Annotated in this window: 31 protein-coding genes; 14 read left to right on the plus strand and 17 right to left on the minus strand. The window is 60.8% G+C overall.

Annotated elements, in window-relative coordinates:
* Window positions 1-46: 46 nt before the first annotated feature.
* From GGU46_RS07455 to GGU46_RS07475, 5 genes are all read right to left on the minus strand, one after another.
* The gene (locus tag GGU46_RS07455) at window positions 47-1,624 is read right to left on the minus strand and encodes a polyamine aminopropyltransferase (protein WP_183402926.1); all 1,578 of its coding nucleotides are present in this window, start codon (window positions 1,622-1,624) and stop codon (window positions 47-49) included.
* Window positions 1,617-1,832: a DUF350 domain-containing protein gene (locus GGU46_RS07460; protein WP_183402927.1), complete on the minus strand. Its 216-nt coding sequence runs from the start codon at window positions 1,830-1,832 to the stop codon at window positions 1,617-1,619. The genes GGU46_RS07455 and GGU46_RS07460 overlap by 8 nt, the downstream gene beginning before the upstream one ends.
* A gap of 128 nt (window positions 1,833-1,960) precedes the next feature.
* A complete protein-coding gene (locus GGU46_RS07465; protein WP_183402928.1) occupies window positions 1,961-2,152 on the minus strand; it encodes a hypothetical protein in 192 nt (63 codons plus the stop codon).
* 21 nt (window positions 2,153-2,173) lie between these two features.
* Window positions 2,174-3,505: a DUF4178 domain-containing protein gene (locus tag GGU46_RS07470; RefSeq protein ID WP_183402929.1), complete on the minus strand. Its 1,332-nt coding sequence runs from the start codon at window positions 3,503-3,505 to the stop codon at window positions 2,174-2,176.
* Window positions 3,502-3,855 (minus strand): S-adenosylmethionine decarboxylase family protein, encoded by a 354-nt coding sequence (locus GGU46_RS07475; RefSeq protein ID WP_183402930.1) that lies wholly within the window; start codon window positions 3,853-3,855, stop codon window positions 3,502-3,504. Before GGU46_RS07475 ends, GGU46_RS07470 begins: the two co-directional genes overlap by 4 nt.
* 381 nt (window positions 3,856-4,236) lie before the next feature.
* Between GGU46_RS07475 and aspA the strand changes: the two genes are divergently transcribed.
* The 4 genes from aspA (at window position 4,237) to GGU46_RS07495 (ending at window position 7,470) form a co-directional block, all read left to right on the plus strand.
* On the plus strand, window positions 4,237-5,643 hold the full coding sequence (gene aspA, locus GGU46_RS07480; protein ID WP_183402931.1) for an aspartate ammonia-lyase: 1,407 nt from the start codon (window positions 4,237-4,239) through the stop codon (window positions 5,641-5,643).
* Window positions 5,644-5,744: 101 nt separating this feature from the next.
* Window positions 5,745-6,176, plus strand: coding sequence for a hypothetical protein (locus tag GGU46_RS07485; RefSeq protein ID WP_183402932.1), 432 nt, complete (start codon window positions 5,745-5,747; stop codon window positions 6,174-6,176).
* A gap of 137 nt (window positions 6,177-6,313) precedes the next feature.
* Window positions 6,314-6,733, plus strand: coding sequence for a hypothetical protein (locus tag GGU46_RS07490; RefSeq protein ID WP_183402933.1), 420 nt, complete (start codon window positions 6,314-6,316; stop codon window positions 6,731-6,733).
* A 125-nt stretch (window positions 6,734-6,858) separates the two neighbouring features.
* Complete coding sequence (locus GGU46_RS07495) at window positions 6,859-7,470, plus strand: hypothetical protein (protein WP_215906284.1); 612 nt, start codon at window positions 6,859-6,861, stop codon at window positions 7,468-7,470.
* A gap of 22 nt (window positions 7,471-7,492) precedes the next feature.
* Here the strand turns inward: GGU46_RS07495 and GGU46_RS07500 are convergent, their stop codons facing one another.
* Window positions 7,493-9,904 carry a TonB-dependent receptor gene (locus GGU46_RS07500; protein WP_317171872.1) on the minus strand — a complete coding sequence of 804 codons (2,412 nt, stop codon included), beginning with the start codon at window positions 9,902-9,904 and terminating at the stop codon, window positions 7,493-7,495.
* Window positions 9,905-10,047: 143 nt separating this feature from the next.
* Here GGU46_RS07500 and GGU46_RS07505 point away from each other — a divergent pair, with 143 nt between their 5' ends.
* Window positions 10,048-10,731, plus strand: coding sequence for a MarR family winged helix-turn-helix transcriptional regulator (locus GGU46_RS07505; RefSeq protein ID WP_183402936.1), 684 nt, complete (start codon window positions 10,048-10,050; stop codon window positions 10,729-10,731).
* Window positions 10,732-10,805: 74 nt separating this feature from the next.
* On the opposite strand, the gene GGU46_RS07510 is transcribed toward GGU46_RS07505, so the two are convergent.
* Together GGU46_RS07510 and GGU46_RS07515 are read right to left on the minus strand one after the other, a co-directional pair.
* Window positions 10,806-11,426 (minus strand): hypothetical protein, encoded by a 621-nt coding sequence (locus GGU46_RS07510; RefSeq protein WP_183402937.1) that lies wholly within the window; start codon window positions 11,424-11,426, stop codon window positions 10,806-10,808.
* 257 nt (window positions 11,427-11,683) lie between these two features.
* Complete coding sequence (locus tag GGU46_RS07515) at window positions 11,684-11,848, minus strand: hypothetical protein (RefSeq protein WP_183402938.1); 165 nt, start codon at window positions 11,846-11,848, stop codon at window positions 11,684-11,686.
* A gap of 48 nt (window positions 11,849-11,896) precedes the next feature.
* On the opposite strand from GGU46_RS07515, the gene GGU46_RS07520 reads away from it, so the two are divergent.
* The 3 genes from GGU46_RS07520 to GGU46_RS07530 all read left to right on the plus strand — a co-directional run bounded on the left by GGU46_RS07520 (window position 11,897) and on the right by GGU46_RS07530 (window position 14,230).
* The gene (locus GGU46_RS07520) at window positions 11,897-12,619 is read left to right on the plus strand and encodes a metallophosphoesterase (RefSeq protein WP_183402939.1); all 723 of its coding nucleotides are present in this window, start codon (window positions 11,897-11,899) and stop codon (window positions 12,617-12,619) included.
* A 322-nt stretch (window positions 12,620-12,941) separates the two neighbouring features.
* Window positions 12,942-13,682, plus strand: a complete 741-nt coding sequence (locus tag GGU46_RS07525; protein ID WP_183402940.1) for a hypothetical protein — start codon at window positions 12,942-12,944, stop codon at window positions 13,680-13,682.
* 98 nt (window positions 13,683-13,780) lie between these two features.
* The gene (locus tag GGU46_RS07530) at window positions 13,781-14,230 is read left to right on the plus strand and encodes a hypothetical protein (RefSeq protein WP_246398864.1); all 450 of its coding nucleotides are present in this window, start codon (window positions 13,781-13,783) and stop codon (window positions 14,228-14,230) included.
* A gap of 62 nt (window positions 14,231-14,292) precedes the next feature.
* On the opposite strand, the gene GGU46_RS07535 is transcribed toward GGU46_RS07530, so the two are convergent.
* The 7 genes from GGU46_RS07535 to GGU46_RS07565 all read right to left on the minus strand — a co-directional run bounded on the left by GGU46_RS07535 (window position 14,293) and on the right by GGU46_RS07565 (window position 17,362).
* The gene (locus tag GGU46_RS07535) at window positions 14,293-14,943 is read right to left on the minus strand and encodes a PD-(D/E)XK nuclease-like domain-containing protein (protein WP_183402941.1); all 651 of its coding nucleotides are present in this window, start codon (window positions 14,941-14,943) and stop codon (window positions 14,293-14,295) included.
* Between the two features lie 42 nt (window positions 14,944-14,985).
* Window positions 14,986-15,228 carry a hypothetical protein gene (locus GGU46_RS07540; protein WP_183402942.1) on the minus strand — a complete coding sequence of 81 codons (243 nt, stop codon included), beginning with the start codon at window positions 15,226-15,228 and terminating at the stop codon, window positions 14,986-14,988.
* Between the two features lie 74 nt (window positions 15,229-15,302).
* On the minus strand, window positions 15,303-15,986 hold the full coding sequence (locus tag GGU46_RS07545) for a hypothetical protein (protein ID WP_183402943.1): 684 nt from the start codon (window positions 15,984-15,986) through the stop codon (window positions 15,303-15,305).
* Between the two features lie 107 nt (window positions 15,987-16,093).
* On the minus strand, window positions 16,094-16,408 hold the full coding sequence (locus tag GGU46_RS07550; RefSeq protein ID WP_183402944.1) for a DUF3846 domain-containing protein: 315 nt from the start codon (window positions 16,406-16,408) through the stop codon (window positions 16,094-16,096).
* 52 nt (window positions 16,409-16,460) lie between these two features.
* Complete coding sequence (locus tag GGU46_RS07555) at window positions 16,461-16,754, minus strand: hypothetical protein (RefSeq protein WP_183402945.1); 294 nt, start codon at window positions 16,752-16,754, stop codon at window positions 16,461-16,463.
* Window positions 16,741-17,046, minus strand: a complete 306-nt coding sequence (locus GGU46_RS07560) for a hypothetical protein (RefSeq protein WP_183402946.1) — start codon at window positions 17,044-17,046, stop codon at window positions 16,741-16,743. Before GGU46_RS07560 ends, GGU46_RS07555 begins: the two co-directional genes overlap by 14 nt.
* Window positions 17,039-17,362 (minus strand): hypothetical protein, encoded by a 324-nt coding sequence (locus tag GGU46_RS07565; protein WP_183402947.1) that lies wholly within the window; start codon window positions 17,360-17,362, stop codon window positions 17,039-17,041. Before GGU46_RS07565 ends, GGU46_RS07560 begins: the two co-directional genes overlap by 8 nt.
* Before the next feature lie 180 nt (window positions 17,363-17,542).
* Here GGU46_RS07565 and GGU46_RS07570 point away from each other — a divergent pair, with 180 nt between their 5' ends.
* The 6 genes from GGU46_RS07570 (at window position 17,543) to GGU46_RS07595 (ending at window position 21,842) form a co-directional block, all read left to right on the plus strand.
* Window positions 17,543-17,956: an SLOG family protein gene (locus GGU46_RS07570; protein WP_246398862.1), complete on the plus strand. Its 414-nt coding sequence runs from the start codon at window positions 17,543-17,545 to the stop codon at window positions 17,954-17,956.
* Window positions 17,957-18,926: 970 nt separating this feature from the next.
* A complete protein-coding gene (locus GGU46_RS07575; protein WP_183402948.1) occupies window positions 18,927-19,424 on the plus strand; it encodes a M15 family metallopeptidase in 498 nt (165 codons plus the stop codon).
* A gap of 1 nt (window position 19,425) precedes the next feature.
* Window positions 19,426-19,869 (plus strand): hypothetical protein, encoded by a 444-nt coding sequence (locus tag GGU46_RS07580; RefSeq protein ID WP_317171873.1) that lies wholly within the window; start codon window positions 19,426-19,428, stop codon window positions 19,867-19,869.
* A gap of 73 nt (window positions 19,870-19,942) precedes the next feature.
* Window positions 19,943-20,239 (plus strand): hypothetical protein, encoded by a 297-nt coding sequence (locus GGU46_RS07585; protein ID WP_183402950.1) that lies wholly within the window; start codon window positions 19,943-19,945, stop codon window positions 20,237-20,239.
* A gap of 318 nt (window positions 20,240-20,557) precedes the next feature.
* On the plus strand, window positions 20,558-21,289 hold the full coding sequence (locus tag GGU46_RS07590; RefSeq protein WP_183402951.1) for a hypothetical protein: 732 nt from the start codon (window positions 20,558-20,560) through the stop codon (window positions 21,287-21,289).
* 70 nt (window positions 21,290-21,359) lie between these two features.
* Window positions 21,360-21,842: a hypothetical protein gene (locus GGU46_RS07595; RefSeq protein ID WP_183402952.1), complete on the plus strand. Its 483-nt coding sequence runs from the start codon at window positions 21,360-21,362 to the stop codon at window positions 21,840-21,842.
* 31 nt (window positions 21,843-21,873) lie between these two features.
* On the opposite strand, the gene GGU46_RS07600 is transcribed toward GGU46_RS07595, so the two are convergent.
* Together GGU46_RS07600 and GGU46_RS07605 are read right to left on the minus strand one after the other, a co-directional pair.
* Entirely contained in the window at window positions 21,874-22,191 is a 318-nt protein-coding gene (locus GGU46_RS07600; RefSeq protein WP_183402953.1) for a nucleoside triphosphate pyrophosphohydrolase, read from the minus strand.
* Between the two features lie 3 nt (window positions 22,192-22,194).
* Window positions 22,195-23,361, minus strand: coding sequence for an HNH endonuclease domain-containing protein (locus GGU46_RS07605; RefSeq protein WP_183402954.1), 1,167 nt, complete (start codon window positions 23,359-23,361; stop codon window positions 22,195-22,197).
* Between the last annotated feature and the right edge of the window lie 3 nt (window positions 23,362-23,364).

Consider the following 23,364-nt stretch of genomic DNA (forward strand, 5'->3'; position numbering starts at 1 on the left):
TAAGAAGTTAAGTGGTCAGATAGCGCGTAACCATCCGACCTGCACTCTAGTGCACATACGGGCCCCAGTCTTCCTCAAAGTAGCGCACCAAAGCCTGGTTATTGAGCTGGTTGACTTCAGTGGGAATCTCGCTCATATCGGGCGGGAAGAAGCGCATGTCGCGGATGGTGGCGGGTGTGATGTAGCGCAGGCCAGGGGGTAGGGGGCCGGCATCGGGGCGCCAGTGCGCGTTGCGGCCGGCCAGCACGAAGCCCCATTCCCCGAACGAGGGCACGTAGCAATGGTAAGGCAGGGTTGTAAAGCCGGCGGCCTGCAGGGTGTGGCTCACGCACCAAAACGACTGCCGGGCTACGTAGGGCGAAGTGCTCTGTACCACTACCCAGCCGCCGGGCGCCAACCGTTTTTCCAGCTCTCGGTAGAACGCTACCGAGTATAGCTTACCGATAGAGTAGTTGCCCGGGTCGGGAAAATCGACCACAATGCAGTCGTAGCGAGCTGTATCCTGTCGTACCCACTGGTAAGCGTCGCCGTTGATGACCTCTACTTTGGGGTGAAGCAGTGCACGCTTGTTTAGGCCCAGCAGCATTTCATTCTGTCGAAACAGCCGGGTCATGCCCGCATCCAAGTCCACGAGGCGGATGCTTTGCAATTGAGGGTACTTGAGCAGCTCGCGCACGGCCAGGCCGTCGCCGCCGCCCAGCACCAGTGCGCGCCGGGCCTGGGGTAGGGCCTGCATGGCCGGGTGCACCAGGGCCTCGTGGTAGCGGTACTCATCCAGGGAGCTGAACTGCAGGTTGCCGTTCAGGAAAAGCCGCAGCTCGCGCTGGTTTTTGGTAAGCACAATGCGCTGGTAGGTAGTGCTCTTAGAGTAGATAACCTGGTCCTGGAACGCCATGCCCTCGGTGTAGGTCTGGATGCGCTCGGCATAGCCAAAGCAAACCCCGAGAGCCAGCAAGGAAACCACCAGGCCACCCGCCAAGCTGCGCCGAAACGGACGGGTTTCGGGGAAGCGGTACAGGGCCACGCCGGCCACTACCACATTCAGGGCCCCAAAGAGCAGAGATGTCCGGATAAGGCCGAGCTGCGGCACCAGCACCAGCGGAAAAATCAGCGAAGCCAGCAGGGCCCCGATATAATCGAAGGTGAACACCCGGGAAACCAGGTCCTTAAACTCGAAGCGGTTTTCCAGAATCCGCATCAGCAGCGGAATTTCCAGCCCCACCAGCACGCCCGTCAGGCTTACCAGGGCGTAGAGAATCAGCCGGAAGGAAGTGACGTACTCAAACAGCACAAATAGCAGCGGCGCCGAGAAACCGCCCACTATCCCCACCATAATTTCCAGCCGGATAAACCACCGCAGTAACGACCCGCCCAGGTAGCGCGACAGCCAGGAGCCAATACCCATCGAGAACAGGTAGGCCCCGATGATGGTGGAAAACTGCGTTACGGAGTCGCCAAGCAGGTAGGAAGCCAGCGTGCCCGCAATCAGCTCGTAAATCAGTCCGCAGGTGGCAATAACAAACACCGAGCCCAGCAGCAGAGCCGGGTGGTAATCGGCCGGGGCGGGGGGTAGGGCCGCTGCCAGAGCAGCCCGCCGCGCCCGGCGCACGGGCACTTTATCCATGAATGGCAGAACTGATAATCAGGGCTACGGCAATCATGAAGGCCGCCGCCACAATGGCCAGGGCCGTGTTGTGCTCCTCCATAATTTCGCGCCAGAGCGTACGTGGCGTCAGCTTTTCAAAAATCACGAAGCTGATAACCAAAATGGTAATGCCTATTACGGAGTAAATAACCGAGGCGGCAATAAGCTTGAAGTTGAGGTATTCCATAGAATCAAATGATGAATTGGTGAGATAGTGAGATGGTGAACTGGTGAGTTTGACGTTCCGCGGGCGCAGTATGCGTAAGTGGCGCAAATAGAACCTCAAACTCACCGATTCACTATCTCACCATTTCACTACTTGTGGTAGAAGCTGCTGCGGCCACCGGTACCGGTAGTGTGGCTGTTGCCGTTCAGGTTTTCGGTGTTTTCATCGTCGGAGCCCAGCCAGCGGCTGCCGTGTAGCCCCGCCCACAGAAAGCCGCCGTAAATAAGCAGGGCAAACAGGGCGTAGAACTTAATTTTCCAGAGGGAGCGAAGCCAATCCATGCGGGGTAGGGGTAGCAGGCGTTAAGAGGCGGCGCCAGGGCCATAGTCGCTGTTTTCCCAGCGCTGCTGCTCGTGGTAGTGGCGCCGAACAAACTGAATAGCCGGGTAGAGCAGCAGCAACACCAGCGCCAGAAACGCATTGGAGCCAAAGGAAGCTCGGGCCTGCACCGTAGCGTGGAAGGAAATAGGGTTCTGGTTGCTGGCGTCGGCGGCCGGGTAGAAATTGAGGTGGTAGCGGCCGGCCGGTACGCTGTTGAGTAAGGCATCGGTTTCGGTGCTGCCTTCGCTCCAGCTTTCCCCATCCTCTACGCCGTGGTAATACTCCATGCCGCGGGTAGCCTCAAACAGCTGGCCGGTTTGCTCGTTTACCACTGTGAAGGGGAGCTCCAGCCAGCTGTTATCCACGTTGGCGCTGAGCCTGATGGAGAGGGCGCCGGTGCCGGGCACCGTAAACGAGGGCGATACACGCATGGGCCGGTCGCCGCCGCTGCCCACGGGCTGCTCCAGCGGCACGGTTTGCGGGTTGCTGACAAAATCCGTGTCGAGTACCGTTTCATTGCCCCAGGCCATCAGGAAAAGGTGGGTGACTACTACCAGCAGAGCAGCCACCAGCGAAAAGGTGCGCAGAATAGGCCAGGTAGCCTGGCTTGGCGCGGGCTCAATGGCCCCGGTGCCCGTGCGGAATGGAATGTGGCTATTGACAACGCGGAAGCCGTTCTGAATTTCGAGCGGATCGAGGTGTTGGGCCCGAAACCAGTGCACCCGCTTGGTAGCAGTCCGCTCGCGCACCAGCATCAGGGGCGGACTAATGTATTCGGAAATACTGAGGCTTTCATCGTCCAGCACGTTCCAGTCGAACTCGCCTTCGGCGTAAAGTACACGCGGCGAGTAGCGGTTGTAGAGCCGAAAAGTATCGTCGGTGGTTTCCACGAAGGCCCGGCGGCTGTTGCCCTGCTGCACGCGGTACTGTTCCTCGGTGGGCTCCAGCAGCATCCAGTGGCCCTGATACACGGCCAGCTGATGATAAGCCCCCGTTTCTTCGTGCCGCAGCTGATATTCCTCCCAGTGGGCCGTGGAGTTGACTTCGCGCCGCCACATATAGCCCGTTACCCGGTAGGGTACGCCCTTCAGGGTTCCCGTAGCTCCGAGGGGTAGGGTGCGCTGCATGGAGGGCTTGGCCTTGAACTTCTGGAGCTGCTTGGGCTTGCCTATTTCCGGATACTCAAAAAACGTATGGCACTTCGGGCAGCCAAAGAAGGCGCTGTTGATGGCATCGTAGTACGGAAGCTGTTGCCAGCAACTCGGGCACTCCACCTGGGCTGGCGCAGCGGGTGGGGGTAGGGCGCTGCTCATCGGCGAACCTCTGTTCTGGACTGCTCCTCGCCCCCGAAGAAGGCCAGCGTGGCGGCGTACAGCTCCCGGGCCCGGTCGGCGTTGTCGCGGCGGAAGTTGGAGAGGAACACGTCGAAGGTAGCCAGGCCGTGCTCGGGCCAGGTATGAATGCTCAGGTGCGACTCGGTGAGGGCCAGCACGGCCGTAAAGCCGCCTTCGGGGAAGGCATGGTAGGCTTCGCCCACGCAGGTAAGGCCCAGCGCCGCTACCTGGGCCGTAAAAAAGGCGCGGCAGGCCGGCGCATCGAGCAGGGCCGGCGGTGGGGCCGTGAAGGTGGCCAGAATATGGAGGCCGGGTGCGTAAGAATGCATCAGATAACCAGCGGGCCGCCTACTTCACGGCAGCCCATCAGCAATACTACGCAGGCCCCGGCTGGTATCAAAGCCAAGGCCCTCCGGAGCAGGGCAGGGGGTAGGCGGGGCAAGCAGAAGCAGATAAAGCGGGCTGCCGGGAGCGGGTTGCGCAGGAAAACCGGGGTAGCCCATGTTTCCTGGCCTGGAACCAGCTCAACTTCCGGGGGATAGAAGCAGTACAGTAGTTTGCCTGGGCAGTTGCCTCAGTACCCCCCCCCGACTTCAACTTTGAAACCGGCCTTCTACCTTCGTGTTTGCGTTGGGGCAAATGCCCGGCTGTAGCGGGCATTAGGGCCGCTTTTCGCGCTTTCCTCTTGATTTCCATCCTAGCTCCTGATTATGCAAACCACCCGGCTTGAACACGATTTCCTTGGCGAACGGGCCATTCCCGACGAAGTATATTATGGCATCCAGACCCTGCGGGCCCTGGAAAACTTTCACATCACGGGAATTCCGCTGAAATCGGAGCCGCTGTTTGTGCAGGCCCTGGCCTACGTGAAGAAGGCCGCCGCCATGGCCAACCGCGACCTGGGCGTGCTGGACCCCACCATTGCCGAGTGCATCATCCGGGCCTGCGACCGGGTGGCCTCCGGGGAATTGAACGACCAGTTCCTGACCGACATGATTCAGGGCGGGGCCGGTACGTCGGTGAACATGAATGCCAACGAAGTCATTGCCAACGTGGCCCTGGAATACATGGGCAAGCGCAAGGGCGAGTACGCATTCTGCCACCCCAACAACCATGTCAACTGCTCCCAGTCCACCAACGACGCCTACCCCACTGCGTTTCGCATCGCCCTGAGCAACAAGCTGGTGGGCTACAGCCAGGCCCTGGGCGAGCTGGCCGATGCCTTTGCCGCCAAGGGCGAGGAGTTCCGGAACGTGCTGAAAATGGGCCGCACCCAGCTCCAGGACGCCGTGCCCATGAGCATGGGCGACGAATTCCGGGCCTTTGCCACCAACCTGCGCGAGGAGCTGCTGCGCATTGAAGACAGCCGCCGCCTCATCAGCGAAATCAACATGGGGGCTACGGCCATTGGTACCGGCGTAAACGCCCCCCACGGCTACGCTGACCTGGTAACCAAGCACCTACGCGAGGTAACCGGCCTCGACCTGAGCCTGGCCGGTGACCTGATTGAAGCTACCTACGACACGGGCGCCTACGTGCAGCTGTCCGGAGTGCTGAAGCGCACGGCCGTGAAACTCTCCAAAATCTGCAACGATTTGCGCCTGCTGTCGTCGGGGCCGCGCACGGGCCTGTTCGAAATCAACCTGCCGCCCCTGCAGCCCGGCTCCAGCATCATGCCCGGCAAGGTAAACCCGGTGGTGCCGGAGGTGGTCAACCAAACGGCGTTCTACGTTATCGGGGCCGATTTGACCGTGACCATGGCGGCCGAAGCCGGCCAGCTGCAACTGAACGTGATGGAGCCGGTAATTTCCTTCGCCCTGTTCACTTCCATTTCCTACATGACCAACGCCTGCCATACCCTGCGCGAGAAGTGCGTGGTGGGCATCACGGCCAACGCCCAGCACGCCGAAAACATGGTGCGCAACAGCATCGGCATTGTGACCCAGCTGAACCCCGTGTTGGGCTACGAAACCTCAGCCGAAATTGCCAAGGAGGCCCTGAAAACCGGCAAAACCGTGCACGACATTGCCGTGACCGAACGCCAGCTGCTGAGCCAGGAAAAGTGGGACGAAATCTTCACGTTCGAGAACCTGATCCGGCCCGATTTTATCCGGTGAGGCAGCAATAGTACGCTGGAAAGCAGCTTTCAGAAGAATTCTGCGTCTTATCGGGCCCTTCTTTTGAAACTCGTTCAGCTCCCCATCCTTTTTTCCCACGTATGAAGCATCCTACTCGTTTCCGACAATGGCATAAGCACGGTACTAAAGGCCAGATGATCAGTGATTTGAAAGTAGGGGATACTATAGCTACCGCCAACGGGCAGCAGGCCGTGACCCTCCCGGACCTTAAAAGCACAGCGTTCAAGCAGGTGCACTGCCTGATGCTGGCCAGCGGCACGCAGGATATGACGGGGCAGGAAATCTACGAAACCGATGTGGTGCAGGTGTTTTGGCAGCCGGGCGCCACTGGCCCCTCGTATTTTGCCTACGTGTTTTTTGACCCGGCTCGGGGATTCGTACTGCGCAATGCCCAGGACGTGCCCCTGGCGGCAGTGCCGTACAAGCGCATATGGGCCAACTTTTACGCCGAGCCGCACTGGCGCCGGCAGTTTGAGCACCACGCCCGCTTCATTGAGGACCATTGGGCGTAGGCTGAGCGCCCCGCCGAAGCGAAACCACCATCGGGCCCCGGCACCGCGCCGGGCCCGATGCGTTCGGGCGTGGTGTAGCTCCGAATCTCTTTATATTGGCTGTGCCCCCTGGTGTGCTATCTGTTTGTTTCATGGCTATGAAGCTGCCCCCGAACCCACTGTCGCCCGCTCCCTGCCCGCCTGACCCCGCCGCCCCTACCCCCAACCCGACCGGCAAGCGCGACAGGCTGCTGGATGCTACCGCCACCCGGCTGGTGCCGCTGGTAGAGCTTCTGGACCGCATCCGGCCGCACGTAGGGCACAGCACCGTGTTCAGCACCCGCCGCCACAAGATTGACGCCCAGATTGCCTTGGCCTACGAGCTGCTGCGCTCCGAGCAGCCCAAGCGCCAGGCTCTCACGGAAGCTTTCCACAACCTCAGCGAGTTTGTGCTGGCCGAAACCCGCGAAGTCAGCAAGGACGAAGTTAAGGAATCGGCCAAGCGCTTCGTGCTGGCTACCCTCAAAAACGCGCCCACCCTCATTGGGGCCGCTAAGCAGGCCGGTCTGCTTTCCTGAGGCGCGAGGGGGGTAGGGGACCATCTGACGTATCTGCCCACCAAGTACCCCACTATGTAAGCAATATGACGAACGAGTATTGTCGTTTCACGCGGCGCCTGGCAAGTGCAGTTCTATTCGGCCTTTTGAGCTACACAAGCTATGCCCAGCACCAAGATTCCCATTTAGTGCCAGCCCGGGCAGCGCTATCTACCTGGGCGCATGGCACGGAGTATTACGCTGAGGTAAGAAAGGTGTTGGGCGCTGGTCTGTCCAGTAATGCCCTGGCGCAAGTAGTGGTGCTGCCTTCTTTCGAGCCGGAATATATAGTGTCGGTGGAAAAACAGAACGGGCGCTACCTACTTCTGTATAACACGGTGCAGCGCAACCTACACAGCTCCTTCCGGGATGAGAAGGCTGAAAAAGCAGTGCTACACACTCGGCGAGCGGAGATAAGCCCGGAATTGGCCACCGCCCTGGCCCGCCTGTGGAACAGGGCCATTCAGCAGGTGCGCTACCCTGAACCCCTGGTGAGCATGCGCTCCGATGGCGTCAGCTTTGTGTTCATGGCTTTTCAGGCTGGAGTAGGCGAGCGGGCGGGGGAAACCTGGTCGCCGGCAGCGGGCAGCACAATGGCCCTGCTCACCGGCATTGTCACCGATTTAAAGGAAGTAGCCCTGGCTCCTCAGAATAAAGAGCTGCAGCAGAGGCTGCTACACTACGCAGATCTGCTCGATAAGCAACTGCAAGTACCATAACGCAAGAACCGTCGGTGCGGGCCTAAAACTCCAGAATAAACCCGATGGTGGGCGTTACCGTGGGGTCGTCGTCCTGCAGCAGGGTAGGCACGGCGTTGGAACCGTCGGGGCGGATGGGCTGGCCGTCGGTAGAAACGAAGCCGGCGTTATCGGCGGTGCGCTGGAAGGTGTAGCTGGGCAGGCTGGGGTTTTTCAGCAGGAAGGCGTTCTGCACGTCCAGAAACAAATCGATGCTGGTGCGGCGCCAGTTAAACTTCTTGTCGAGGCGGAAATCGAACTGCTGAAAGCTGCCTAAACGGATGGTGTTCAGACGCGAGTAGTCCAGCACGCCCCGGCCCACGGCCAGGTAGCTGGCCTGGGAGGCTTCGAGGTCGAAGGGGGTGTAGGGCGAGCCGCCGGCGAAGCGGTACTTGAAGCCCATTTCCCAGCCCTTTGTGAACTTGCGCCCCAGCAGAGCCGAGGTCAGAAAGCGCGAATCCCAGGCCGAGGGCCGGTACTGCCCGTTCGCCCCCGAAAACTCCGAGCGGAAGGCCGTGAGGGAAGCCACCGCGAAGATTTTCTTGGCGAGCTTCTGTTGGAAAAACAGCTCGGCCCCGAAGGCCCTGCCCTTGCCCGTGCTGCTCACCGCCTCGTTGCCCAAGGCCGAGAAGTCGCCGCCCAGGTTGGCCAGCGAGATACCGTCGCGCACCGAAACGGGGTAGTGGCTGTATTTCTTATAGAAGCCTTCCAGCGTGAAGCGGGTGGCGGCCGTGGGCAGGAACTCCAGCCCGGCTACGTAGTGGTCGGAGCGGATGTAGCGGCTGCCTTTGTTGACCGGGTTGCCGTTCTCGTCCCGAAAACCCAGGATGGTAGAAGGCGGAATCTTGTAGTAGCGGCCAATGGAGCCGTTCAGGTTCCAGCGCGAAGCCAGGGCGTAGGAGGCCGACACGCGCGGCGACAGGGTGCGCAGCAGGTTGCCCCCGTCTTCCGTGAATGAGTTGCCATCGGTGCGCAGGCCCGCCGAAACGGTCAGCCGGTCGTCGGGCAGCAACGTGCGCGTTACCTGCCCAAACGCCCCGAAGCGTGCGAAGTCAATATCGGTCCGGAAGTTCACGTCCACCCGCGGCGACACCAGGTTGCCCTGGGCGTCGCGCACTTCGTTGCGGATGCGGTTGAAGAAGCGGCTGTCGTACTGCACAAACTGGCCCACCAGCCCGTAGGCGTACTGCCAGCGCCCCACGGCCTTATTCACATCAATGCGCAGCTTATTCTCGGTTTCGCCGGAGCGGGTCAGCAGCACCCTCCGGGATTCCTCGGTGGTGGTGCGGTCCTCGAACTGGTCGAGCTTGTTATTGAGTTGGGTGCGGCTGAGGGCCACGTTGAGGTAGCCGTTTTCCAGCAGCTGGCGCAGGGCCAGGCCTACCGTGTAGTTCCACTGGTCGATGGTAGGGGTAGAGCGCAGGGTGTATTCTTTATCGGGCGAGGTTTTGCGGGGCACGGCCAGCTCAAAATGGTCGATGGCGCCCAGGCCCAGGGAGGTAAGGGTGGTTTTGGGCGAGAGTTTGGTGGTGACTTTGTACTGGAAATCCCAGTAGTTGGGCCGGATGGGCAGGTCGATGGCTTTGAACAGAAACTGCAGGTAGGAGCGCCGGGCCGAGGCCAAGAAGGTGGTATTCTTTGCCAGGGGGCCCTCCAGCGTGGCCGCCACCTCAGTGCCGCTGAGGCGCACGTTGCCCTGCACCCGGTCGGGGTTGCCGTCGCGCTGCCGGAACTGCAGCACCGAGGACAGCACGTTATCGTAGCGGGCCTCAAACGCCGAGGAGCTTAGCGTCACATCCTCAATAAACGACACATTCAGAATGCCCGTGGGGCCGCCCGAGGAGCCCTGGGTCTGGAAGTGGTTGATGACGGGCACCTCAATGCCATCGAGGTAGTACACGTTTTCATTGGGCGCCCCGCCCCGGATAATAATGTCGTTGCGGAAGCCGGCGGTGCCGCCCGTGCCGCCCCCGCCTACCCCCGGCAGGGTCTGAATCACCTTCGAAATATCGAAGTTGCCGCCGGGGTTGCTCTTGATTTCCTCGGTGTTGATGCGCTGCACCGACAGCGGCGTTTCGGCCGTAGCCACCCGAATTGCCCGGTTTCCGACTACTTGCACCTCGCTGAGCTGCTGGCTGCTGCTGTTCAGCTCCAGGTTGATGATGGAGGCGTTGCCGGAGGTAATCACCACGTTGGCCCGCAGCAGGGGCTCGTAGCCCACAAACGACGCCCGCACGTTGTAGCTGCCCGTTGGAATATCCGTCAGGCGGTAGCGGCCTTCCTCGTCGGAAGAGGTGCCCAGCGTAGTGCCTTCCAGCACCACCGTCACGCCCGGTACCACCTCCTGGGTTTTCCGGTCGCGCACGGTGCCCGTCAGAACGCCCGTGGATTGCGCCCAGGCGCTGGTAGCACTCACAAGAAAAAGCAGGAGGTAGAAGATTCTCATCCTAAGTCGATGGGTTGAAATGTGTGTAAACCCATCAACTTATATCGAGTTAGTATGTTTTCATGATAAATCAGATTTTTCTATCCTTCTTTTCGCCCCGTTATCTTTGCCGCATGAACTACGCCTTTTTTCGCCAGCTGGTAGATCTGGCCGAGGCTTTTGAGGCGCAGCATCCTACTGGGCAAGGCCCCGACGATATGGCGGCGTTTGCTACCTGGTTGCACACGCGCACCGTCGCACCGCCCGATGCTACCCCCGTTACGCGCACCCAGGCCCATCCGGCCGAGTTCGACGAGTCGCGCATCAGTAAGCTCATCACGTTTATGTACCGCTACGCCCGCGGCTACATGCGCCTGGCCCTGGAAGGCTCTCCGCTACTTTCTTATGATGACTTTAGCTATCTGGTGACGGTGTACGGGCAACAGCCGCTAACCAAAACGGAGGTAATCGTGCGCAACATCCACGAAAAGCCTACCGGTACCGAGATTCTCAAGCGCCTGCTCCGCCAAGGCCTGCTGGTGGAGCAAGCCCACGAAACCGACCGCCGCAGCAAGCTACTCACCATCACCGACGCCGGCCGCCAGGTGCTTTTCCGGTTGTTTGGCCGCATGGGGCAGGTAGCGCACATGGTAGCCGGTACCCTGGAACCTGCCGAGCGCAAGCAACTCCTCTACCTGCTGCTCAAGCTCGATACCTTCCACCACGACATCTTCCTAAACGACCGTTCCCAAACCTTTGAGGAGCTACTGAAGAACAGATTCCCCGACCTGCCGGCTCCGGAGGCACCGAGGGGGTAGGGGTGGAATAGTAGAGAAGAGCAGATTTACTCTGAGAAGCTGCTGCAATTCAAACGCATAGCGGAAACTTCTACCTAGGATTTTTTTAGGAATCGTGGGGAAGGCTTCGCGGATGGATTACCGTACAACGTGCTGACGAAGAACTTGCGGGCCACGACGTAGTTCTGACCGATGAGCGGGAGCTGGTAGGAAGCTGCAGAGGGAAGCGCCGACCACTTTTCTCTGGGCGGAGCAAAGTAGGTTTCAACCTTATGACGAGCACAGATTGCGGCGGCAGCCTCCGCAACGGCGAACGGTGCGCTATTGAGTATAATACCTCCGGTGCGCGTTAGGTCGGGTACGATGTTGTGGACTTGCAGCCGATGCCACCACATGGCCCAAGTGCCGGGAGCGAAGCCGTACCACTCTCCCGCCTGTACTCGAATATTCTCCTGCAAGTCAGCTACCAGAGTTGAAGCATCTGTTATGTAACGCGTAGTAGCACGAGCCATAAGGGTTGTAGCCGGGCCTTGAACACCTTGCAGTAATGGATGGTCGTAGTGGACGGAAACGGGGCCATGAGTACCACGTTGCAAGTGCCAACTGATTTTACCTATAAAGTCGATGCGGTGAACTTCGGTAGCGGTAACCAGCTCTAGAAAGGAGGTTTGTGTGTAGCGGATTAGGCCGTAAGGATAGAGCTGAGCAAATTGCATTATCATGCCCGGAATCTACTGAGTTCTTGGTAGTAAAAATCCGCTCAGTAGCTGAAAACAATAAAAGCGGCCTTTCTGATTGCTCAGAAAGGCCGCTTTTACGGCTAGTGTGGCAGTTTTAGTGCCTAAAAGTACCCAGAGCCGGGGTCCGATAGAAGCCTGAAAATGACGCTACAAGTGGTTGAAAAACTGTTTGTTGCGTGTGATGTAAAGATAGTTGAAAAACGCTTTGGTAGCAGTATTGGTAGCGTACTCAGTTAGATAGGTTTTTTTGAGGAATCGTGGGTGCCGCGCTGCAAGTGGCTGCTGAGTTTGCCTATGAAGTCGATGCGGTGGACTTCGGTATCGGTGACGAGTTCGAGGAAGGTGCTTTGGGTGTAGCGGATTAGGCCGTAAGGATAGAGCTGAGCAAATTGCGACATCATGGCCGGAAGCTAGTGGGTTTTCGGCGGTTAAATAGCCAGTTGCTGATGCGCGTTTTAGTTATCCCTGATATTCACGGCCGCACGAACTGGGTGGCGCTGGTGGCTGATTTCCTGTCCACTGCTCAGGCTGCGGATCGGGTGGTATTTCTGGGTGACTACAACGACAGCTTCACGGTGCCGGACGGGGTGATGCTGGATAATTTTATTGATGTGCTGCTACTGAAAGAGCGAGAGCCGGAGCGCGTGGTAGTATTGCTGGGCAACCACTGTTTTCCCTACCTGTTCTGGCCGCAGTTTCAGTGCTCGGGTTTTCGGCCGACGCTGGCGCCGGCGCTGCATTTGCTGTTCAAGCAGCATAGCGGGTTTTTCCAGATTGCCTACCAGGCGGGGGCTTACCTGTTTACGCACGCCGGCGTATCGGAAATGTGGCTGGACGTGAACCGGTTGGCTATTCGGGTGCTGTGCGGCCGGTACGCGACGACGGAGAACGTGGCAGCCGTGCTCAATCAGCTGTTGACGAGTGAGGAAGGCCGGCAGCGGCTGTGGCAGGTGTCAGGCTACAATGGGGGGCGCGACCGGGTGGATGGTCCGTTGTGGGTGCGGCCGGTGCATCTGCGGCGGGGGCTGCTGCCGGGTATTATTCAGGTAGTGGGGCATACGCCGATGCCGGGCATTGTGAAGGAGGTAGATGAGGTGACGCAGACGGGCGTACTATTCACCGATTGCCATGACCGGCGGCCGGAGGAGGTGTTGCTGCTGGAAATATAACACGGTGGAATGTGCCGGATTGAGGGAGTAGCGTAGCGCGCAAAAGGGCAGCATTCCATACCTGTTTCATACCTAAGCCATACTGGAAGCATACTTCAGCCATACTATAGGCTGGGAAATACGTGTACTTACTAATGTTTACTTTGGTGCTATTATTTAGCACTTAAATAAATTTTGTAGATATTTGGGTCAGCTGATGGGTTGACCTGACGGACGGACCCAATTGGCACAATATCAGGCGGCCTGGTTGGGGGACTGCACCCGGTAGGAGCGCGACGTGAAAGCAGTCGGACAATCATTTTTCACTCTTACCCCTACCACTATGGCACGTCAGACCGGCGTAATCCAAATCAGTGGCACCGTGGGCGGCGTCGTTTTTGCGAAGGACGGCACGGTGCGCCAAAAACAGGGCTCGAACAAGAGCCAATTCAACTCGTCCGCCTCGATGCAGCGCGTGCGGGAAAATGCCAGCGAGTTCAGCACGGCGGCCAAGGCCGGTAAGCTGGTGCGCGACGCCTTGCGCCGCGTGGTGGTGCTGGCCTCCGACCGCCTGATGGTGTCGCGCCTGGCGCAGAAGATGAAGGAAATCCTCAACCTGGATGAGGACAGTGACCGGGGCGGGCGGCAGATTCTGCCGGAAAACCTGCCGGCGCTGCTGGGCTTCGACTTCAACGCGGGCTCGGCCTTTTCGGGCACCTACTACGGCGGGGTGCAGGCCACGCTGGACCGCGCCACCGGCAACCACGCAGTGAACCTGGGCGAATTGAATCCGTCGCGGGACGTGGCCGCCCCGCAGGGGGCGACGCACTACCGCATCACGGCGGCCGTGGGTAGCATCAACTTCGAAACGGGCACGGTGGCCAGTGCCGAAGCCAGCACCGAGGAGTTGCCGCTGAGCAACGCCGTGCGGCCGGCTGAGGCGCTGCAGCTGGTTCGCGCCGCTGCGGCCGATGAGTCGCTGATCGTGGCCGTGGGCGTGGACTTCTTCCAGCAGCTTAACGGCAAGTTCTACCCGCTCAACAGCAACGCCTACAACGCCCTGAGCGTGGTGGCGGTAGGTTAGTAAAAACCTGAGACGGTGAGAAGTGGGGTGGTCGTTCTGGCCTCCTGCTGCTCACCGTCTTTAGTTTCTATCCTCTCACTTCAAACTTCTAACTCAAGATGGCAACCATAACTGCTTATCAACGACAATTCCGCGCCCGCATGAAGCGTGCTATGCGGATGCGGGCCTCGGCCGACACGAAGGCGCGCCGCTACGCGCAGAAATTGGCAGATGCGCTGGGCGTAGCCGAGGACGCGGCGGCGCAGATGAACGCGCTGAATCAACTCTACAACGTGGACGTGAGTACGCAAACGATACTGGTGCACGACCTGCAGCAACTGGTGACGCCGGCGCAGCTTACGGATGCGTTGGCCGCCAGTACACCCGGAGAGGAACTGGTGATTTTCAACCAGATTCCGGACGGCAACGGCGGGCAAGTAATGCCGGGCAATGCGCTGTTTGGGGAAGTAGTGGCAACTCCGCCGGTTGTGGGCGGGCAGCCGGATATGGCGCAGGCCGTTATCGAGTCGCCGCCGCAGATAATTGAGCGGGAGCAGGTGGATGGCTAAGCCGTTCATCTACTTACACAAAGCAAAAGGCCAGCCTCCTTATGGGGCTGGCCTTTTTCGCGCTAGGCAGCGGTTGATATGCTTTGCTGCGCGTGGGCCCGCAACAGCCGCTGGTACTTCTTGCGGCCCTGCTCCATGAGGATGAGGTTGGCACTGACTTCCACCGTCCAAAGCGCGTGAGGGGCTTTTTTCTGCACGCCGATAATGAGGAAACGGTCGGCCTGGAGGGCGTCGAGGTAGAACGCGGCTTGGCGGTCGTAGTCGTACTGCTCGATGGTGGTCAGGAAGTGGGCCCGGTCGCGGCAGCTGGTGGTTTTGAAGTCGATGAGGGTGAGGCGGCGGCCGGCGGGGCTGCGCACGAGCAGGTCGGGGCGGACCTTCACTTGCACGCCGGTGGCGGTATGGGTGGCCGTGTGCGTCAGCTCGGGCGTGCCCCGGTAAAGCAGGTCGCGGCAGTAGCGTTGGCGGCGCACGTGGCGGGCCAGTTGCTCCAGCTGCTCCCACGGGCACTTGTCGGGGGTGCGGGCGTAGGTGGCGGGCTCCAGGGTGGCGGCGTGGAAGGCGGTGCCGTAGGCCAGGGCGACGGGGTTGGGGGTGCGGAGCTGGCCGAGCGCCTGCGCCTTCAGGGCGGAGAGGTCGGTGTTGCTGACGTGGGGCAGGGCGCGGTGCTGGTCCTGGGTGAGGCCGAAGTGAACGGTAAGGTTATGAAACATGGGGGGTAGGGCTTGAGAAAGTGGTTGCTACTTTGGTGCTACTTAGCAGATGATGGCCAGGCGTTGGTGGTCGGCCGTGCGGTGCAGCCAGATGTGGGCGCCGCCGCACCCGACCTGGTAGGCCGGGGTGGGAAACAGGTGGCGCACGGCCGGGGCCAGGTCGCGCAGGTCGGGGGGCGTGTCGGTGGTGGCCAACAGGTGGGCCAGCTGCTCCAGCTGCCGGGCTTCGGCGTCGGAGAGTGGGGGCAACTCAATGCGCAGTTGCGCGGCTTCGGATGCGAGCATGGGAGAATGGGAGCTGAAAAAGGATGGGAAGGCGCAGGCGGCCCCCGGCCCGGTAGGGTCGGGGGCCGTTAGCGTTACTCGGCCAGGGCGGCGGTGAGGGCGGCCTCGATTTGGACGGGTTGTTCGGGCTCGGAAGGGAGGCGGTAGCCGTGGCTGGTGCGCACGTCGGCGGTGGCAGTAGTGGTTTCCTCGCGCCAGATGGGAAAGTCACGGGCAAAGTCGCGGCGGGCCTGCACCTCGGCTGAGTCGGCGGGTTCGTAGCTGAACTCGGCTATGTAGTAGGTGGCCTTCTTGCCGTCCTTGGTGGTTTCCTTCCTGCTAGCCTGCACCTTGACTACCACGTCGGCCAGGGTCAAATCATCATAGAACAGCGGCTCGATGAGGCGGTAGAGGTTTTCGACGCTGTAGCCGTGAAAGAGGACGGCGCAGATGGCGCCCTTTTCGTCGGCGTAGAACAGCTCGGCCCATAGCTTGCGACCCATGTTCAGGATGTCGTCCTGGAAGATGCGCCAGGCCAGGGGGATAAAGGACAAGGACGGGCCTAGCGGCATGGTGCCGTTGATGTTAAACTGGCCGGCTTTGGCGTCGAAGCGGATTTGGCGCGGGTGGCCGGGGAGGTAGCGGAAGCGTGGCACCTGCTGCACTTCGCCGGTAGTTTCGTCTACTTTTTCGACCAGGTAAGCCGGCGCGGCTTCGGTGATGGGAGCGGCCGGGAGTTGAGCGGTGGAGGTTTTGGGGGCTTTGGAGGCGGTTGCCATAGTAAAAGGGAGTAAAAAAGGTGGGGCCCGTTGACGGCCGGCCCCTTCGCCGAATGCGAGAAGACAGGGGGGTAATTGGGCAAGCGGCGCTTGCACAATTGCAGGGGTTAGCGGAATTGCTTGTCGTGGCAGAGGATGGCGCGGCCGACGATGCTATCGACGCCGCGGGCCTGGGGCTGGTATTGGTACCAGAGGTAAGTAGCCAGCAGGTTGAGGTAGCAGGGGTTGCGGAACTTGCCTTCGTCGTCGATGATGAGTATTAACTCATCCGTCAGGCGCACCACGTCGACTAATTGACAGTTGAGCAGTTCGTACAACTCGGGCAGCTTGAAGCTGCGGCCGTTGCGGGGTTGGATGGGTTGGGGCTCGGCGCTGTGCGGGTCGAGCAGGTGGGGCTGGTAAGTCGTAGCGGTTGCGGGCATGATGCGGGGAGAGTAGGGCCCGCGCCGGACGCGGCGCGGGCCGGTGAAAGGATTATTTGAGGTCCCAGGGGTGGGGGTGGTAGTCGTCGGCCGGCGTGGGCAACTCGCCGTAGCGGTCGGCCGGGCGCAGGCGCAGGACGGGCGGCGCGTTCAGGGCATCAGCGGCGGCTTGGGCCTGCTCGTGGGTGGCGTAGGCGCCGGGGGCGGCCTCTTGCTGGTAGTGGCCGGGGCCACCGGGCTGGGTGCCGGGTTGGGCCACGTCGCGCACCACGGCCCAGCCCTTGTTGCCGGCGTACAGGCAGGCCGTGTGCCAACGGCCTGCCTGTGGGGTGCTACCAGCGAGCATACTGTTGGCGCAAGCGTTGCAGCTGCTCGCCTTCCGGGCTGGCGTGGAATGCTTCGCAGGCGGCCTTGTAGGCGGCGCGGGCCTGGCGCAGGCGCTGGATGGCGGCGCGGATGCGGGCAAAGCGGGCGGGCTGGCGGGGGTACTCGTCGCGCAAAGCGTATAGCGCGTGCCGGGCATCGAACAGGACCGACTGCGTGCGGGCCAGCTGCTGGCGCATGGTGGGCGCCGGAGCCGGAGCCGGAGCCACCCCCACCGGTGCGGCGGGGGCGGCCACTAGGGCAACGCTAGGCATGAGCGGGCAACCCGGCGTATTCATCCTCGGCCTTCATAACCTCCCACACGGCCGCGAAGGCATGGGCAGGGGCCACGGCACGCAAGGCACGGAAGGCCTCGCGCAGGGCCTGAAACGGGCACTGGTGGTTGCCGACAAAATCCGGGCGGGCGGGCCCTTCGGCGGGATGCTCCGCCAGCTTGAGCATGACGTACCAGCGGGTACCGCCCTGGTTAAAGGTGGCGGCGGACTGAGAAACCCAAATACCGGAGAAGGGGCACAAGGCGGGGCCTTTCCAGGCGGCAGCGGCAAGCTGCAATAACTGAGTAGGTAGCATGGCTGTAGGTGTTAGCCGTGGGGGTGCCCCTGCCGTAGGCCTCCGGGTAGGGCGGGCGTCCGGGCCTCTCCCGAACTTTCTACTCAAATATACAATTTATTTCTTTAAGTAGTGTATCAAAGTAGTGAATATTTTGCTTGATAATAGCACTAAAATACATAAAATGTGGTATCTTTAGATATGGAAAATATGCAAATTGATTTATTTGGCGAGGCTGGCCGCAGCGTGTGGACGGTGGCGGTGGTAGGCAGCCGGAGCCTGGCTACGTGCCCTGCCCTGGTGGGCCGGCTGGAAGCCCTGCACGCGGCTGGGCAGCTGGGCCTGGTGGTGAGTGGGGGCGCGGCCGGGGTGGACGCCCTGGCGGCGGCCTGGTGCCGGGCTAACGGGGTGCCCCTGCTGGAACTGCGGCCCAACTACGCGGCCCACGGAGCCGGCGCGCCCCACGTGCGCAACACGGAAATAGTGCACCGGGCAGGGCTGGTGCTGGTGTGCTGGGATGGGCTAAGCCGGGGGACGCTGAGCGCCGCCCGCGCTGCAACCCGCCTGGGGCGGCGCTGTGAGTGGCTGGCCGCCCCGCCACCCCGCGGCAACTAGCCGACTGGCCCTGCGGCACCGGCGGGCGGCCGACATACCGAACAGCTGGAAGCCTCGGCCGGGGGGCTTGGGGGGCGGCCTGAGCGCCCCCAATGTGCCGGCCCGAAGGGCACCTTATGAGGGGGTAGCGGCCGTTTTAGGCTGCGGAGCCCGAGGCAATGCAGAGCAGGGCGGAGCATGGTACGGGGGGCTTGGGGGGACGCCCCCAATGGGTACTCGCCGCAGGCACCGAATCGTGTGGGGCAAGGCGGGGCGACCAGCGGGAGGCCGGCCGAGGCAGTGGGTAGTTGGTAGCGGAGGCTGGGCACTGGTGCGGGGGGTGAAGTGGGGCAAGCAGTGCCGGGCCGGAGCGTAGGGCGGTCGGCAGGGGCAGCAGTAGCGGGAGGAGGCGGGGTGGTGGAGCGCGGGGCAGGCTGCAAGGGCCGGCGTGAGTGGAGCAGAGCAAGTGCAGGGAGTGAGGAGCGCAGCGTAGCGGAGCGACGAACGAGCGTAACGCAGCGGGGCGGAATGAGCAAAGGGAGTGGAGGACTGGCCGGCGCGGGCGGAGGATTTCGGTAGCGGAGGCCGGCCGCCGGCGGGGAGGTGGTGCGGGGGCTCGGTGGTGGGCCGGAGCGTGGAACGAGCGGTGAGCCAGGCGCCGGGCGGCGCTTTTTGGGGGGCGCGGCCCGGTGCCTGGCGTGGGGCGGTAGCCGGCAGCTGGGGCCCGTTTTTCAGGGCCTGGGCTGCGGGCGTAGGACGATTGAAGCAGGAGAGGTGGGGTGAGTCGGCAGGGTGCGCAAAGGATGGGAAGGGTGGCGACGCAGGAGCCAGTGCGTCAGCACCGGAGCGAAGCGCAGCCCTGGACAGCCTGACCCGAAGGGATGCGCCAAAAAAATACAATTATTGGCTTCGATAGTGGATTGTTCTGGTCTGATAATCTCAGTTGCTTTTGTTTACTTTGATAAACAAAACTAACACTAACTCTACGCTTATGGCAGCTGGCAATAATACTTTGGTAAACAAACGGGTGGTTCCTTCGCTGAGCGAGGCGCAACGGCTACAGCAGAAAACAAGGCTGGCGCAGGCGGTGCCGCATTTAGCCGCGGCGTTTGCGCAGGCGTTGAGCCGTTGGCAGGGGGACCCGGTGCTGCGGCTGGTGGGACTCCCGTTTGTGACGGAGTGCTACCGGAGCCCGGAACGGCAGAATGAGCTGTATGCGCAGGGGCGGAGTAAGCCGGGGCCGATTGTGACGTACAAGCGCGGCGGGCAGTCGAAGCATAACGTGGGGCCGCCGACGCCGGCCCTGGACGTGGCATTTCGGCTGGCTGATGGGTCGGTGTCGTGGTCGGGGCTGCTGCTGAGCAAGTTTGCGCGGTTGATGAAGGCGGCCGATGCGCGGGTGGTGTGGGGCGGGGACTGGGCCACGTTCAAGGACCGGCCGCACTTCGAGGTACTGACCGGGCAGAAGGGAGGGGTGGGCCTTGGCTAACGTGGTGCTGGACAACTGGGGCGTGGTGACGTCGGTGGTGGGCGGCGGGGTGGCGGTGCTGCTGTACTTCGTGAAGAGTTGGCGCGACGTGGAGGAGCTGAAGGAGCACCGGCGCAAACAGGAAACGCAGACATCGGTGCTGACGGAGAAGGTGGACAACTACCACACGGCGGCCGTGGCGCGGGAGGCTAAGCATCAGCAGGCCTACGAATTGAAGCTGCAGGAGCACCGCTCGGAGGTGTTGCGGGAGCTGGGCGTGGTGCGCAAGGAAGGGGCCGACGCGGTGTTGCGCCTCAACGAGAAAGTGGATGCGCTCGACAAGCTGCTGACGGTGATGGTGGAGCGGCAGAATCAGCTGCTGGACGCCTCAAGGCGGCAGGAGGCCCGCAACGAGCGGGTAGACAGGGTGCTGTGGGCGCGGAGTCGGGACGGGCCGGAGGAATAGGCGCTTGGCCGGCGCACCGGTGCTGGCGGCCGGTTTTAAGATGGTTTTTCAACTCACCAAACACATACAAATCATGGACAAGAAAGTGACAGTGCTGGACCGGGTGACCTTGCCGACGCCCCGGTTTTTTCGGAAGGTGCGCACGATTGGGGCGGCCCTGGCGGCTGTGGGTGGCATTATTGCGACGGCGCCGGTGGCGCTGCCGGCGGTGGTGGTCACCATTGGTGGCTACCTGGTGCTGGCGGGGACAGTGGCCGCGGCGGTGTCGTCGGTGGCGGTGGACCCGGAGGCGGCGCCGGTGCGGGACGATGGGCGCACGGCGGCCGAGGTGCGCGACATGGTGGAGCGCGGGGACGCGGCTTCGTTGTAGAACTCTTTTTACCTGTTTACCCAATGGCAACTAACCCACCTACCGGCGACAACGCCCGCAAAGGAGCCGTGCGCAAACGCTCTCAGACTTTTAACCCAACCACCGGACAGTATGTAAAGCGGGACGCGGAGACGGGGCGCTTTATGGATGTAAAGGAGGACGGTAAGCCGTTCAAGGGGGTGAGGAAGGAGCGAAGGAAGCGGGCTTCGTAAACGGTAACGGCCACCTATGGGGTGGCCGTTTTTATTTGCTTTGACCGTGTAATGGTGTCAGTATGATGCTGTCTATATTGCGCTCTAAACTCTAACAAGTATTGCAATGCGTTTATTGGTAACTCTTGCTTTCGCAGCTATTTCCTACGTTGCTCAAGCACAATCCTGGATTCCTCCTGTGCAAGTTCCTTATATACCTGTTCAGAAGGCTCGACCGTTTACGAGTGCCGACGCACAACGAATCAGAGCAGAGGTAGACGCAGAACTCCGCCAACAAACGGCCATGTGTTCTGAGCATACCAAGAACATTTACGCAACCTTCAATGCTTACCCACCAACCATTAATGATGGATGGCATACGATTACATCTACAGATGAACTTACATGGTGCAGGGAAAACACCGTTTATGTGCTTAACAGCCGGATTACACGCCTGTACGATGGTGTTAATGAATTTTCTGTAGAGGCTGCTTCACTTATTGATAAAGGCAGGGCAGTTGCCAAGGTGAACGGGAGGATGCTGCAGTGCTACTTTCTGAATGCTATTCTGGATCCAACTTCGCACTCCGAAGAACCAAAATCTGGTTCTGTCAACTTCTATACTAACTATACCAAGCTACGTGGGCCTATCGACGTGTATGTTGATGGCCAGTGGTGGGGTAAGTTGGATCGGTATTTTGCATCGGGTACTCCAGAATGCGGGCAAGATGCTACCGTCAAAGTTCTGCTACCTCCCGGGCTTCATACCTATCAAGCGTCCTGCGACAAGTTAACTTGGAACGGGACAATTGAAGTTCGCGCCGGGGAGTGCCTGCCCTTTGTGTTGCGTGAGAAGTAGGTAAAACCAGTTGCTGCTCAGCTTAGGTTGACAGTTCCCAAAGCTTTAACAAGCCATTCGTTTTTTCAATATGAGCGTTACGCATCAAGAGGCAATTGCCAAATGTGTCACGGCCATTTTAGCTCTTGACGAGGAAATAGTCACTGAATTCAGGCGAGGTAATCCGTTTGATAAATTGATCAGAAGCTTTGACGAATTTACGGCCGATGGTAAGCCGCTCTATCGGAATAAAAGAGGAAGCAATCATTATAAGATGTCGGTGGCAGCAAAGACTAGCGGACTTACTGCTGACAAGTTATATGGTGAGCATAGAATCCCTGTCTCGGTTATCATACGCAGACTCTTAGATTCTGACAGGAGCTATGAATCCATTTACAAAATTTTGAAGGAAGGTGAAGTAGTGCTAATTACTGAAGGCGAAGCTAAGCTGCTAGATAGACGCGTCAGTAATGGTGGTTCGGGGCTTAGAAACCGAATGCCGGAAAGTGGCTTATGCCGCTTGGATGAAGCAGGTATTATGATAGATTCATCAACTTTAACTAATCAACTCTGAGGTACCTCCCCGCGGAAGAGCAGTGAGTAGGCTAGGGTTGAATCTCTAGCAATTTGAGCTGCTGGGAGAAACCGCCGCGCTCTTGGCGGCGGGTGTGTTGGATGGCGCGTACATCGGCTTCGTTCAGGTTGTGGGCGGCCAGCAGCGCGTCGAAGACTTCCAGCACGTCGGCTAGCTCGGTGGGTAGCTCCTGGGGAGAGGCGGCTTGTACTTCTAGGGCTTCTTCGACGAGTTTGGCGCGCAAAGCCTGGCGGTACTCCTCGTCGTTCATGGTTTCCGTGCGGCACTGGCGGCCGGACTGGGCAATGATGGCGGGGATATGGTCGCGGATGAGCTTGGGGTACTGCATGGGTTAGAAGCGCTGGACATAGCGGGCGGCGGCCACGTCGTCGATGAAGTGAATGGTGCGGTGAGCCAGCTCGGTGGGGAAGGTAGGGCCGGGTGTGAGGCCGGTGAAGCGGAGGGCGGCGTCTTCGTGCATGACCTGGCGGAGCGTGGCAGACTGCTGGTAGGTGGCGTAGGCTTGGGCTAGCAGGGGCTCGGCGGTGACCAGGCGCTGCGAGCTGGGCAGACGGTCGCGCTTGGTGTGCTGGTTGAACTGGCGGTCAACGGGCAGCAGGTTCCATAGCTCGTTGACGGGGTAGATGGTGAGGGGAAGTAAGTGGTCGAGGTCGTAATGCTCGGGGTGGGTGAGGGGCTTTTGGGTCCAGGGGCAGACGAAGCGGACGTTTTCGTGGAGCAAAATGTCCACTTGGTTGCGCTCCCACGTGAGGGGGCGGCGGTTGTCGGGGCGGGCGGTGAGCAGGGTGTAGACCTGGCCGCGAGTGACGAGCTGGCCGGCGTCCTGGGTGACGGTTTCGGTGAAGAGGCTCCACTCGTGCAGGCAAAGGGCTTCGACGTAGAGCGAGAGGCGGTGGAAGGCTTCCCACAACGAGGCGGGTACAACCAGGCAAACGTCTTGGGGGCGGGTGCCGGGGAGGGTTAGCGTGTGTGGCGGAAGTTGATCGAGGCGGGCGGGTTTGTCGAAGACGGACCACTCGCCGGGGCCGGCGTAGCGGATAGGCATGAGCAAGGCCTTGGCCGCGGCGGTTACGGCTTGGGTGTAGGCCTGCTGCAGGGCGGGGGCGTAGGTGGCCCGGCGGCGCGGGGTGCGCATCTCGGTGAGCAGGAAGAAGCCGTCGGCGGTTTGGGCCGGGAGCTGCACGGTGGCTTGCCACTGCTGGCGGAGCTGGGTAAGGGCGGGACGAAAGGAAACGTCGTTGCGGAGCTGGCCGTCGACGATGGCGCGGGCGCCCTGGTAGATGGGCTGGGTGGTGTCGGCGAAGGGCCAGTAGTAGGCAGTCCACAACTCGGCCAGGCGCGGGAGGGGCACGGCTACGGGCTGGCCCTCTCGCACGAGGTCGGGGTAGAGGAGTACGAGGTCGTTGATGGCCCGGAGCAGGGCTATTTTGTAGCTGTTGGTTTTCTTATCGTGCTTGAGGATAGTGGCAATGGCTTGCTCGCCGGATATGGGAGGCATAAG

This window comes from Hymenobacter latericoloratus (assembly GCF_014199535.1).
GTDB classification, from domain to species: domain Bacteria; phylum Bacteroidota; class Bacteroidia; order Cytophagales; family Hymenobacteraceae; genus Hymenobacter; species Hymenobacter latericoloratus.